General features: G+C 67.3%; 11 protein-coding genes. 10 read left to right on the top strand and 1 reads right to left on the bottom strand.

Annotated elements, in window-relative coordinates; translation table 11 throughout:
* Window positions 1-96 precede the first annotated feature (96 nt).
* The 10 genes from KZ498_RS15095 (at window position 97) to KZ498_RS15050 (ending at window position 11,224) form a co-directional block, all read left to right on the top strand.
* Complete coding sequence (locus KZ498_RS15095) at window positions 97-894, top strand: DUF429 domain-containing protein (protein WP_312619862.1); 798 nt, start codon at window positions 97-99, stop codon at window positions 892-894.
* 95 nt (window positions 895-989) lie between these two features.
* On the top strand, window positions 990-2,912 hold the full coding sequence (locus KZ498_RS15090) for an ABC transporter ATP-binding protein (protein WP_312619861.1): 1,923 nt from the start codon (window positions 990-992) through the stop codon (window positions 2,910-2,912).
* A gap of 114 nt (window positions 2,913-3,026) precedes the next feature.
* On the top strand, window positions 3,027-3,455 hold the full coding sequence (locus KZ498_RS15085; RefSeq protein ID WP_312619860.1) for a hypothetical protein: 429 nt from the start codon (window positions 3,027-3,029) through the stop codon (window positions 3,453-3,455).
* 45 nt (window positions 3,456-3,500) lie between these two features.
* Window positions 3,501-3,845, top strand: a complete 345-nt coding sequence (locus tag KZ498_RS15080; protein ID WP_312619858.1) for a DUF4112 domain-containing protein — start codon at window positions 3,501-3,503, stop codon at window positions 3,843-3,845.
* Window positions 3,846-3,890: 45 nt separating this feature from the next.
* On the top strand, window positions 3,891-5,657 hold the full coding sequence (locus KZ498_RS15075; RefSeq protein ID WP_312619856.1) for a radical SAM protein: 1,767 nt from the start codon (window positions 3,891-3,893) through the stop codon (window positions 5,655-5,657).
* A 67-nt stretch (window positions 5,658-5,724) separates the two neighbouring features.
* On the top strand, window positions 5,725-7,542 hold the full coding sequence (locus KZ498_RS15070; protein ID WP_312619855.1) for a flippase-like domain-containing protein: 1,818 nt from the start codon (window positions 5,725-5,727) through the stop codon (window positions 7,540-7,542).
* 348 nt (window positions 7,543-7,890) lie between these two features.
* The gene (locus tag KZ498_RS15065) at window positions 7,891-8,856 is read left to right on the top strand and encodes a transcription initiation factor IIB family protein (RefSeq protein WP_004591241.1); all 966 of its coding nucleotides are present in this window, start codon (window positions 7,891-7,893) and stop codon (window positions 8,854-8,856) included.
* 111 nt (window positions 8,857-8,967) lie between these two features.
* Entirely contained in the window at window positions 8,968-9,996 is a 1,029-nt protein-coding gene (locus KZ498_RS15060) for a site-specific DNA-methyltransferase (RefSeq protein ID WP_312619851.1), read from the top strand.
* 36 nt (window positions 9,997-10,032) lie between these two features.
* Window positions 10,033-10,722 carry a type I 3-dehydroquinate dehydratase gene (locus tag KZ498_RS15055; RefSeq protein WP_312619850.1) on the top strand — a complete coding sequence of 230 codons (690 nt, stop codon included), beginning with the start codon at window positions 10,033-10,035 and terminating at the stop codon, window positions 10,720-10,722.
* A gap of 85 nt (window positions 10,723-10,807) precedes the next feature.
* The gene (locus tag KZ498_RS15050; protein ID WP_312619849.1) at window positions 10,808-11,224 is read left to right on the top strand and encodes a zinc ribbon domain-containing protein; all 417 of its coding nucleotides are present in this window, start codon (window positions 10,808-10,810) and stop codon (window positions 11,222-11,224) included.
* Window positions 11,225-11,260: 36 nt separating this feature from the next.
* Here KZ498_RS15050 and KZ498_RS15045 read toward each other — a convergent pair whose 3' ends face one another.
* Window positions 11,261-12,427, bottom strand: coding sequence for a 3-dehydroquinate synthase II (locus KZ498_RS15045; RefSeq protein WP_312619848.1), 1,167 nt, complete (start codon window positions 12,425-12,427; stop codon window positions 11,261-11,263).
* Window positions 12,428-12,515: the final 88 nt, after the last annotated feature.

Here is a 12,515-nt window from a genome sequence, read left to right as displayed (position 1 = left end):
TTGGTCCGTCGGGGACAAACCCCTTACGGACGGGGACGGGACCACCTCGCTCCCACCAGTCCCAACATTGATGCCGTCACCGCCGTACTCGGGTGTATGAGTGAACGCGTCCTCGGGGTGGATTTCAGCGGCGCGGCGACCGCTGGCGACGCGCTCTGGGTCACCGAGGCGATACCGACGGGTGGGGGACTGGACGTACGGCGATGCTACCGCGGGACCGAGGAGTGGGGCCGGGACCGCGAGACGGCCCACGCCGGCCTCGTCGACCGCATCACCGACGACGATGTGGGCACTGTCGGCCTGGATTTCCCGTTCAGCCTGCCCCAGACGGTGCTTGACGCGCAGTGTGGCGGGACCTGGGCCGGCTTCGTCGACTGGCTCGCGAGCGGTAGCGGCCCGACCGACCCGGCGTCGCTCTCCGAGGTCTGCCGGCACACCGCAGAGATGGCGACCGGAGACCGGGACCTGCGTCGGGAGACGGACTTCCGCCGCGGCGCGCTGTGTCCCTACACGAACCGGACGCGCAGCATGACCTTCTACGGCGTCCGGGACGTGCTCGGGCGGCTGCGAGACGTCGATACGACAGCCGTCGTCCCGATGCAGGGCTGGGACGCCGACACGCTGGTCGCGGAGGCCTACCCCGCCGCGACGTTCGGGTGGCTGGGCTGTTACCGCGAGGGGTACAAGAACGTCGACGACCCCCGAAAGCGCCGGGAGGCGAACGTCGCGGCGGTGGAGGCCTGTAGCGTCACGGTCGGCGAGCACCGCGACACCTACCTCGGGAACCACGACGCGCTCGACTCGCTGGCCGCCGTGGTCTCGGCGGGGCGGCTCGCAGACGGTGTCAGGCCGTCCGCTGCCGGTCCTGAAAGTGAAGGCTGTATCTACGTCTGACGGGGGCCTCGGTCTCCGCCCGTCCTGTACGGGTTACCGACAGTGTTCCGGGGCCGAAGCCCGGCATATATCAGTTTCCGCGCCAACTACCGTCTATGCCTGACGACCAGGGCGGCTTCGAGGGCGTCCGCGAGAACGTCGACGGCCACCCGATGGTCAAGCTCGTCGGTTACGCCGCCCCCTACTGGCTGCGGCTGCTCGTCGGCATCCTGGCGGCGTTCTGTACCCGGTTCGCCCGCCTCGTGCCGCCGATAATCGTCGCCGCAGCCATCGACAGGGTCGTCCTCAGCAGCGGCGAGCCGGGGCTGCTGACCGATGCCGGCCTGCTGCCGCCCGGCGAAATCGTCGGCGAGGCCGCCCGTATCGCCTTCCTCCAGCGACTCGTCGTCATCGCGGCCATCGCCTATCTCATCCGGTCGGCGGCGCGGTTCGCCTCGCGGTATCTCCTGCAGTCGAGCGCCCAGAAGATACAGCGGGACCTCCGGAACGACACCTACGACCACCTCCAGCACCTCTCGCTGTCCTTCTTTGCGAACCACCAGACCGGCGGGATGATGTCGATACTCAACAGCGACATCAACCGCCTGGAGTCGTTTCTCAACACGGAGTTCCGCCAGATGATCCGGGTGGTGGCCACCGTCGGCGGTATCGCCGTCATCCTGTATACGTACTCGCCGAAACTGGCGCTCATCGCGCTTGCGCCGGTCCCGATCATCGGCGTCGCCAGCGGCTTCTTCCTCACGTGGATCGAGCCGCGGTACCGCTCCATCCGCCAGACGGTGTCGCGGCTCAACACCCGGCTGGAGAACAACCTCAGCGGCGCACCGGTCATCAAGGCCTTCGACCGCTACGACTTCGAGCGCAAGCGGGTGACAGCACAGAGCCAGGAGTACCACGACGAGAAGGTCGCCGCGCTCCGCATCCGCCGGGCCTTCTTCGCCGGCCTGCGGTTGCTGACCGGTATCGTGTTCGTCCTGATTCTGTACGTCGCCGGGATGGACTTCATCACCAATCCCCAGGGCGAAGCGGCGCTGTCGGCGGGAGCGTTTACCGCCTTCTTCCTCTACATCCGCCGGCTGTACTCCCCGATGCGCCGGGTCGGCAAGTCGGCCAACAAGTACCAGCTCGCCAAATCCAGCGCCGAGCGCGTGTTCGGCCTGCTGGGCCAGGAACCGGAAGTCACCGACCCCGAGGACCCCTACGAACCGGAAAGTGTCGACGGCGCAGTCGCGTTCGACGACGTGACCTTCGGCTACGGCGACGAGCCGCCGGTCGTTCGCGACGTGTCACTGGACGTGCCAGACGGCGCGACCGTCGGCCTGGCCGGGGCGACCGGGGCCGGCAAGTCGACGCTGCTGAAACTGGTGCCGCGGTTCCACGACGTTGACGCCGGCGCGGTCCGGGTCGACGGGGTCGACGTGCGCGAGTACGGCCTCCAGAGTCTCAGGAGCGAAATCGCCATCGTCGAACAGCAGCCGTACCTGTTCTCGGGGACAGTCGCCGAGAACATCGCCTACGGCGACCGCGAGGTGCTCGACGCCGAACAGTCGGACGACGGGACGCGAGAGGCTGGGTGGGAGACCGCCCGCGACCGCGTCCGCGAGGCGGCGGAGGCCGCCCAGGCCCACGAGTTCATCCGGGACCTGCCGGAGGGGTACGACACGCAGATCGGCGAGCGCGGTATCAAGCTCTCGGGCGGCCAGCGCCAGCGGGTCGCCATCGCACGCGCCCTGTTGAACGACCCCGAGGTCATCATCTTCGACGAGGCGACCAGCGACGTGGACACGGAGACGGAAGACCGCATCCAGGAGAGCATCGAGCAACTGGTCGCGGACCGCACCGCATTCGTCATCGCCCACCGCCTCTCGACGATCCAGGACGCGGACCGCATCGTCGTGATGGACGACGGGGAGATCGTCGAACGCGGCAGCCACAGCGACCTGCTCGCCGTCGACGGCGACTACGCCGACCTCTGGCACGCCCAGGCCGACGACCGGGCGGTCAGCGCCGACGACTGATACGGTCGGCTGTAACTGTTTATCGGTAATTCCGAGCCCCGTCCGTCGAAACCTGGAGATGGCTCACAACCGACCGTGTGTGGAACTATTGGGCTGGCGTCTGAACGACCATCCATGGTCCCCTCTCTCCCGAGGACCCTGCTCGCGGCCGACCCCTGGCCGCGCCGGTGTCTGGTCCTCTTCGTCGCGCTGTTCGGTATCACGTTCGCCGGCTACGCGCTCGGGCTGTTCGCCACGAGCGGTGGCGTCGTCTTCCTCCATGCTGACGCGGCGCTGGTCGGGACAGCGGCCGCGTCCTGGGTCGGGTTCGACCGCGGCGGTCTCGTCCCCGCGTGGCTGTCCGTCTACGGCGCGCTTCTGGGCGGGGCCGCCGACCACTACATCCTCAGCCAGTCGACCGGACGCCTGCCCCAGCGGGTCGCCGACCTGTTGAGTCCCGACGGTCTGGTGTTTCTCGGAGTCGAGGCGCTTGTCATCGGAAGCCTCGCGTTCGCCGTCGGCTGGCTCGGTCGCGGCCTCTACTGGCGGGCTCTCGAGGGTTGAACAGACCGGCGACACGACCATTAGGCCCCCGTTCGTGTGTCAACTATGGATACGGAACCGCCGGCGCTGGGTCGCGTCCGAACGGTCGCGCACCTGCTCGACGAGAGCGTCCGCGTCCCCGGGACCGACTTTCGCGTCGGTCTCGACCCGCTGCTGGGCCTGGTCCCGTTTGTCGGCGACGTCCTGGCCGGCCTCTGCTCGCTGTACATCGTCGCCGAAGCCGCCCGGCTCGGCGTCCGCAAGCGGACGCTGGTCCGGATGCTTTTCAACGTCGCGCTGGACACGCTGGTCGGGAGCGTCCCGTTCGTCGGCGACTTCTTCGACGCCTACTGGAAGGCAAACGTCAGGAACGCGGCCCTCCTCGCCGCGGCGCTCGACGCCGACGGCTGAGGCCGACCAGACACGGTTTTAGGCATCGAACGTCAAGCGACGGGTATGACTGACCCCGAGACGCTCGACGTGACCATCGTCGACGGCTACGTCGACGAGCCCGCACACTTCGGGGTACCGCCGTACATCTCGACGTACCCGCGGTACGCCGCCGGCGCGCTCGTCGACGCCGGCGTCCCCCGCGAACAGATAACGTATCACACCATCGACGAACTCCGGGAGGACAACGCCGTCTGGCGGGATGTTGAGGGCGCTGACCTGCTGGTGTACGTCGGCGGCATGACCGTCCCCGGCAAGTACGTCGGCGGGACGCCGGCCGAGCCCGACGAGGTGCGCGAACTGGCCTGGACGGCCAACGGCACCTCCATCATGGGCGGGCCGGTCCGGTTCGGCGTCGGCGAGGCCAACGAGGGCGCGAGCGAGACGGCCCGCGACGACCTCGATTTCGACTTCCTGGCGATGGCGGACGCCGAGGCCGCGGTGTTCGACCTCGTCGACTCCGGCCTGGAGGGGTTCAACGACCGCTACCGGGACATCGAGGAGGAGACCCGCTGGGCGCGGGCCGGGGCGTTCGTCGTCGAACAGCACCCGAACCACCCGGAGTACCTCATCTGCGAGATGGAGACCTCCCGGGGGTGTCCGTACCGGTGTTCCTTCTGTACGGAGCCGATGTACGGCAACCCGGACTTCCGGCCGCCCGAGAGCGTCGTCGACGAGGTCGACGCCCTCTCGGACCGCGGGGTGAAGCACTTCCGGCTGGGCCGGCAGGCCGATATCCTGGCCTACGGCGGCGACGGCGAAGCACCGAACCCCGACGCCCTGCGACGGCTCTACGGCGGTATCCGCGACGTCGCGCCGGACCTGGAGACGCTGCATCTCGACAACATGAACCCCATCACGGTCGTGAAGTGGCCCGAGAAGGCCCGCGAGGGAATCCGGGTCATCGCCGAGCACAACACGCCCGGCGACACCGCCGCCTTTGGCCTGGAGTCGGCCGACCCGAACGTGATGAGCGACAACAACCTCAACGTCACCGCCGACCAGTGTTTCGAGGCGGTGAAAATCGTCAACGAGGTGGCTGGCTGGCGACCGGGGGGAGACGGCGACCCGCGCAGCGGGTCGGATACGCGAGCGGCATCGCCGCGAGCGCGGGACACTGCTCCGAACTTCGGCGACGACGCCGCCCGGAGGCTCCCGAAACTCCTCCCGGGAATCAATCTCGTCCACGGGCTGAAAGGCGAGACGCGGGAGACATTCGAGCACAACAAGCGGTTCCTCCAGCGGGTGTACGACGAGGGGTTGATGCTCCGGCGGGTGAACATCCGGCAGGTGATGGCCTTCGAGGGGACCGATATGGCCGACACCGGCGCGGAAATCGCCAGGGACCACAAGCAACTGTTCAAGCAGTACAAGAAGGAGGTCCGGGAGACCATCGACAACCCGATGCTCCAGCGGGTCGCGCCGCCGGGGACGGTGCTGCCCGACGTGCATCTGGAGTACCACCAGGACGGCAAGACATTCGGCCGCCAGCTGGGCACCTATCCGCTGCTGGTCGGCATCCCGGGCGAGCGCGAACTCGGCACCGTCGTCGACATCGCGGTCACCGACCACGGCTACCGGTCGGTCACCGGCGTCCCATACCCGCTTGACCTCAACAGCGCGTCGATGGACGAACTCACCGCGATTCCCGGCATCGGCCGGAGCACCGCCGGCGACGTGGTGGTAAACAGGCCCTACGAGTCGGTCGGGGACGTCGACGTCGCGTCTATCGAGCGGTTCGCGACCGCCCAGTCCCAGGAAGGCGCTGACTAACGGTCGTCCGAACCCGTCAGCCTATCGAACGGAAAGTACTTTTCACTCCGGGGATGACCAAGAGCGTATGACTGCGGTCGAGGTGAGCGTCGTTCTCCCCGCCTACAACGAGGCAGACACCATCGAGCGGACGGTCTCGACGACCCTCGAGACGCTCGCCTCGTTTCTCCCCGAGGACACGTACGAGGTCATCGTCGCGGAGGACGGCTGTTCGGACCGTACGCCGGAGATAGCGACGCGACTCGCGAACGAGGACAGCCGTATCCGGCACGTCCACAGCGACGACCGGCTGGGCCGCGGCGGCGCGTTAGAGTACGCCTTCGAGCGGGCCAACGGCGAGACGCTGGTGTATTTCGATACTGACCTGGCGACGGACATGTCGCATCTGGAGGAACTGGTCAACGCCGTCCGCGTCGACGGCTACGACGTGGCGACGGGGTCGCGCTGGCTGCCGGAGAACCGCGCCGACAGGCCTGCGAAGCGGGGGGTTCCGAGCTTCGGCTACAACACGCTCGTCCGGACGCTCCTCCGGTCTGACCTCAGGGACCACCAGTGTGGGTTCAAGGCCTTCGACCGGGGGGCACTGGAGACGCTGTTGCCCCTCGTCCAGGACGAGCACTGGTTCTGGGACACGGAACTGCTCGTGAAGGCCCAGCGCAACGGCTACCGGGTGACGGAGTTCCCCGTCGACTGGACGCCCAGGGGCGATTCGAAGGTCGACATCGTCCGGGACGTGTTCGGCATGGGCAGCCAGATACTCCGGACGTTCTGGGAACTGTCGGTCAGTCCCCGGATTACACGCGAAGTGTCGCTGGGCGCGGGGACGATGCTCGTCGTCGTCGCCCTCCTGTTGATGACACAGTATCTCGACCCCGACCGCGTCCTCGCGGAGATGGCGGGCGCGGCGCCGGAAACCGTCGCGCTGAGCGCGGTCGTCTACGCCGTCTCGTGGCCGCTCCGGGGCATCCGGTACCGGGACATCCTCGTCTCGATGGGGTATCGGGAGCGGTGGAGCTTCCTCACGGGCGCGATATTCGTCAGCCAGACCGGGAACCTCGTGTTCCCGGCACGGGCCGGTGACGCCGTCCGGGCGTACGTCATCAAGGCCCGCCGCTCGATTCCGTACCCCTCGGGATTCGCGTCGCTGGCCGTCGAGCGGGTGTTCGACCTGCTGACGATTACGCTGCTTGCCGGCGTCGTCATGATCGGACTGGCGGTAACCGGGTCGGCCGAGCAGCTGGTAACCGCGCTGACCGGGGACGCGGTCGGCGGCGACGCGGCCAGCAGCGGACGGACCGCCGTCGCCGTCGCGGCCGGTGTCGGCCTCGCGGCAATCGGAGCGGTGGTGGCTATCGTCGCCAGCGCCCGCACCGACCGGAACCTCGTCCGGGCCGTCATCGGCCGGCTGAGCAGTGACTCCTACGCCGACTACGTCGCCGACGTCGTCGAAGGGTTCGTCGGCGACGTGCAGACCGTGGCCGCCGACGGGTCGGCCTTCACCCGTGTCGGCATTGGGAGCCTCCTCATCTGGACGTTCGACGTCATAACGGCGCTGATAGTCTTCGAAGCGTTCGGCTACGGCCTGACACCGTCGCTGGTGGCCGTCGGCTTCTTCGCGGTCAGCGTGGGTAACCTCGCCAAGGTCCTGCCGCTGACGCCCGGCGGGGTCGGTCTCTACGAGGGGGCGTTCACCGTCATCGTCGCGTCGCTGACGCCGGTCGGCGTCGCTGCGGCTATCGGTGTCGCCATCGTCGACCACGCGGTCAAGAACGTCGTGACCATCATCGGCGGCGTCGCGTCGATGGCCTGGCTCAACGTCTCGCTGACGACGGCCGTCGAGGAATCCCAGTCCGCCGACGCGATCGAACCGGAAACGAACGACTGAGACGGACTGTCGTAGCGGGTTCCCGGTTTGGCCGGGCACGGGCCGGCGGGAATACTCTACAGCGGTGCGTACGGTTGCCACCCGTTTTCCGCTCGTCTGAGTACCGATAGTAACAGTCGCTGAACGACTCGTTTTATTCGATGGTCGGGTAGTCGACGGGGAAACGTCCGCCTTTGGTTATATGAATGGTCATGCGACTGATGCACAAACGTGGGTTTCGTGACGTGTATCGCCGGTCTCTATCACAATACCGAAAGGATTTAATAACTTTCGTTCGAATACAGTGTTACCGACTGCCTCCGGGTTCTGTGATGTCTCTCGCCCGGTGAGCACCCGCCTTCGCAACCAATGAGTGAACACACACGGACGCGACAGCAGCGTGAGGAACAGACGACGGAGTCGACGGAATCGGAGAGCACAGCGTGCCCGGAGTGCAGTGGCTCGCTCGTAATCGACGACGAACACGGCGAAACGGTCTGTGAAGACTGTGGGCTCGTCGTCGAGTCCGACGAAATCGACCGCGGCCCGGAGTGGCGAGCGTTCGACTCCAGCGAGAAAGACGAGAAGTCCCGTGTCGGCGCGCCGACGACGAACATGATGCACGACAAGGGGCTCTCGACCAACATCGACTGGCGCGACAAGGACGCCTACGGCAACTCCCTGTCGGGCAAACAGCGCCAGAAGATGCAGCGCCTGCGCAAGTGGAACGAGCGCTTCAGAACCCGGGACTCCAAGGAGCGCAACCTCAAGCAGGCCCTCGGAGAGATCGACCGCATGGCCTCCGCCCTCGGACTGCCCGAGAACGTCCGCGAGACGGCCAGCGTCATCTACCGCCGCGCGCTGGACGAGGACCTGCTCCCCGGCCGCTCCATCGAAGGTGTCTCGACGGCCTCCGTCTATGCCGCCGCGCGACAGGCCGGCGTCCCGCGCTCGCTCGACGAGATTACGGAGGTCTCCCGCGTCGAGAAAAGCGAAATCGCCCGCACCTACCGCTACGTCGTCCGCGAGCTCTCGCTGGAGGTTCGCCCCGCCGACCCCGAGAGCTACGTCCCGCGGTTTGCCTCCTCGCTGGAACTGTCCGACGAAGCCGAACACCGCGCCCGCCAATTGCTTCAGAACGCCAAGGAACAGGGCGTCCACTCCGGCAAGTCGCCGGTCGGCCTCGCTGCCGCCGCCGTCTACGCCGCCGCTCTGCTGACCAACGAGAAAACGACGCAGGCCGCGGTGTCCGAGGTCGCCGACATCTCCGAGGTCACTATCCGCAACCGCTACCACGAACTGCTGGAAGCCGAGCAGGACCTCCCCGTCGCGTAACCCTCTCAGGTATCGGTGGCGCGGGCGCTTTTCCGAGTATCGACCGCACAGTGAGCGGACTCGCCGGCCAGTAACCGCAAGACTAGAGTCGTCCCGTCCGCTGGGACCGGTATGGAGACGACACACCGGGTTCGAACCGGTGACGCCCGCACGCTCGAATGTCCCGACGACAGCGTCGAACTGGTGGTGACGTCGCCACCCTATCCGATGATAGAGATGTGGGACGACATCTTCGCCGAACTGGACCCGGACATCGGAGCGGCCCTTGACCGTGGCGACGGCGACCGGGCGTTCACGCTGATGCACGACGTGCTCGATTCGGTGTGGGCGGAGCTGAAACGCGTCCTGGTTCCGGGCGGTATCGCCTGTATCAACGTCGGGGACGCGACGCGGTCCCTCGAGGACGGCTTCCGCTCCTATCCGAACCACGCCGAGATTACCGACCGACTGACCGACCACGGGCTGCGCGCGCTGCCGGACATCCTGTGGCGCAAACCGACCAACAGCGGCGCGAAGTTCATGGGCTCTGGAATGGTCCCGCCGAACGCCTATCCGACCCTGGAACACGAGCACATCCTCGTGTTCCGCAACGGGGAACGCCGCCGCCTGGAACCGGGCGCTGACCGTCGCTACGAGGGCGCCTATTTCTGGGAGGAACGCAACGAGTGGTTCTCCGACCTCTGGGAACTCCCCGGCGAGACCCAGGACCTCGACGACGGACTTCGGGACCGCTCGGGAGCCTTCCCGCTGACGGTGCCCTATCGACTCATCTCGATGTTCTCGGTGTACGGCGATACAGTACTTGACCCGTTTCTCGGCACCGGGACGACGACGCTGGCGGCGATGGTCGCCGGCCGGAACTCCGTGGGTGTGGACCGCGACCCGGACCTGCTGTCGGCGCTCGAAGAACGGGTCGCCACCGCCCCGGAACGCTCTCGGACCATCGCCCGGGAGCGCCTCGCCGACCACCGCTCGTGGGTGAAACAGCGGCGCGCCGACGGCAAGGAGCCTGGCTACGAGGCCCAACAGTACGACTTCGCCGTCAACACGAAACAGGAGCGACGGATTCAGCTCTACGCGGTCGACTCCGTCACGGCCACCGACGACGGCTTCCGGGCCGTCCACGAACCGGTCGAGTAGGGGCGGCTTTTTGTGGGGGTCTGTCGAAGCCGAGGTATGGACTTCGAGTCGTTCACCCTGCTCGCCGCCACCGACGACCTCGGGGTGGCGCCGGCCGCCCGCGCCGACGCCGACGGGCTGGAACTACGGATGGACTTCGCCGACGAGCCGCTGGCCCAGCTGGACGCCTACGACGGCGACCTCCCGGTACTCGTCACGAACCGGCCGACCTGGGAGGGCGGCGAGGCGGCCGACACCGCGGGGCGACTCGACGCGCTCGAAGCCGCGCTCGAACACGACGCCGTGGCGGCCGTCGACCTCGAACTCGCGGCACTGGAGGGAGCCGGCGACCACGACGCCGGACGCGTCGCCGACGCCGCCCACGGCCGCGGCGCGTCCGTGGTCGTCTCGACGCACAACTTCGAGTCGACGCCCGACCGTGATGCGATCGTGAGCCGACTCGAGCGAGCCTGTGCTCGCGGTGACGTAGGGAAGATGGCGAGTACGGCCCGGTCGCCGGACGACGTCCTGGCGATGCTCGGGGCGACTCGCGAATTGACTGCCGGAGGCGAGCGAGTCGCCACGATGTGCATGGGTGCGGCCGGTCGCCACTCCAGAGCCGTCGCCCCGCTGTACGGCTCCCGCATCGGCTACGCGCCGGTCGACCCCGCCGACGCGACCGCGCCGGGGCAGTACGACCTCGCGACGCTCCGGAAGCTGGTCGGACAGCTACAGAGCGACGCCTGAGACTGGCCTGTGCCTACCGCGGGGATTTCCTCCGGAGAGTAATCCTTCGGAAGATATAGGGGTATGCGAGACAGATTCGCCGAGTATGACTGAAACAGGACGCAAGCGGCCGTTACTGGCCGTGGTGCTTGCGTTCATTTTCCCTGGGCTGGGACACTTCTATCTCCGCAAATGGGGGCGGGGACTGCTGTGGCTCGGGCTGTTGTTTGCGCTGTCGGTACTGTTCGTCGTCACCGGGGCTATCGACCCCGTCACTGATCTGACCATAGACGCTATCTCGTCGTCGTATCAGTCCAGACCCACCGAGGTGACGATCGGGTCGGTCGTGATTACGACGCTCAACGTCGTCGACGCCTACTGGGTCGCGGTCAAGGAGAACCAGACACAGGAGGTCGAAGCCGGCACGACGTGTCCGAACTGCGGGAAGGAACTCGACCAGGACATCGACTTCTGTCACTGGTGTACGACGCAACTGGAGCCGGTCGAACCGGACCAGCAGTAGCCCGGCCGTCGAGGTCGGTGCCGACCCGAACCCGGCTTACTTCTCGATGATGCTCTCCTCGATCCGTTCGCCGAAGTGTGTCGCCGTGTCCTCGTGGTGGACGAGGACCTCGTCGCCGGGTTCGAGGTCCGTGACGGCGGTTCGCCCGTCGTGGGTGTGGACCTTGATCGTCTCGGCGTTCTGGAGCAGCGTCTCGATGCGGTCGCCGTCCTCGGTCTCGGCCTGGACGCGGAACATGGGGCGCTTCTCGATTTTCGCGCGGCCGACGATGGCCTCGCGGGTGCGACCGTTCGCGTCGACGATCTGGACCTCGTCGCCGGACTGGAGCTCCGAGAGGTACTTCGTGCCGCCGTCGGGCGTCCGGACGTAGGCGTGGACCGCGCCGGCGTTGACCCGGAACGGCCGGGAGGCGACGTAGGGCGACTCCGCCGTCTCGGCGTGGACGAAAAACAGGCCGCGGGCCATCGAGCCGACGAGCATCCCCTCGTCGTGTTCCATCAGGCTGCCCGTGTCGATACAGACGCGGTCGGCGGAGCCGGTCTGCTCGACAGCCGTGACCTCGGCGTACTCCAGGTCGAGTGACTCCCGGCCCATCTCGTCGCGGACCTCGACGGTCTTGCGTATCTCGTCGACGTCGTCCGTGTCCAGCAGGACGCCGTCGGCCCCCAGTTCCAGCGTCTCGTAGGCCGTCCGGGCGTCCTCGGCGGTTCGAACGCCGGCGATGAGGTCCGTCTCCTCGCCGACGCGGGCGATGAGGTTCTCGAGCGGGATGATCTGCCAGTTCTCGCCGATGACGATGGTGAAGTCGGCTTCGGCGGCGACCGCCTCGGCGAACGCCTCGTAGTCCTCGTCGAAGATGCGGACGTAGCCGCCGTCGGGGGCGGCCCCGTTCTGCCGGAGCGTCGAGAGGTCCGCGGAGCCGGAGAAATCAGACGGGAGGTCGACCGTGCCGTCGCCCTCGCCGCCTTTCCCGACGATGGTCGCATCGGCCTGTGATTCCTCCGCCTCGGCCTCCATCACGTGGACGTCGCCGTTGGTGAACGCGGCGATGTTTATCTCGCCGAGTTCCGAGACGCGGTCGACGTCATCCTCGTCGACAAGTACCCAGTCGACGCCGGCCTCGATGCCGGCGGTTACCCGCCGTTTCCGTGTCTCCCAGTCACCGACCTCGCTGTCGGCCTTGAGCCAGACGCTTCGAGTCATACGCCCACGTCCGCAACGGCGGGGCTTGAACGTGGCGGAACCCGGGTCGGACTGTCGGCTGGCAGACAGTCCAGCGAGCGACGTGACA

The organism is Haloarcula sp. 1CSR25-25 (assembly GCF_032027985.1).
GTDB lineage: Archaea > Halobacteriota > Halobacteria > Halobacteriales > Haloarculaceae > Haloarcula.
Note: the sequence above shows the minus strand (reverse complement) of the source record. Positions and strands in the feature narration are given on the sequence as shown.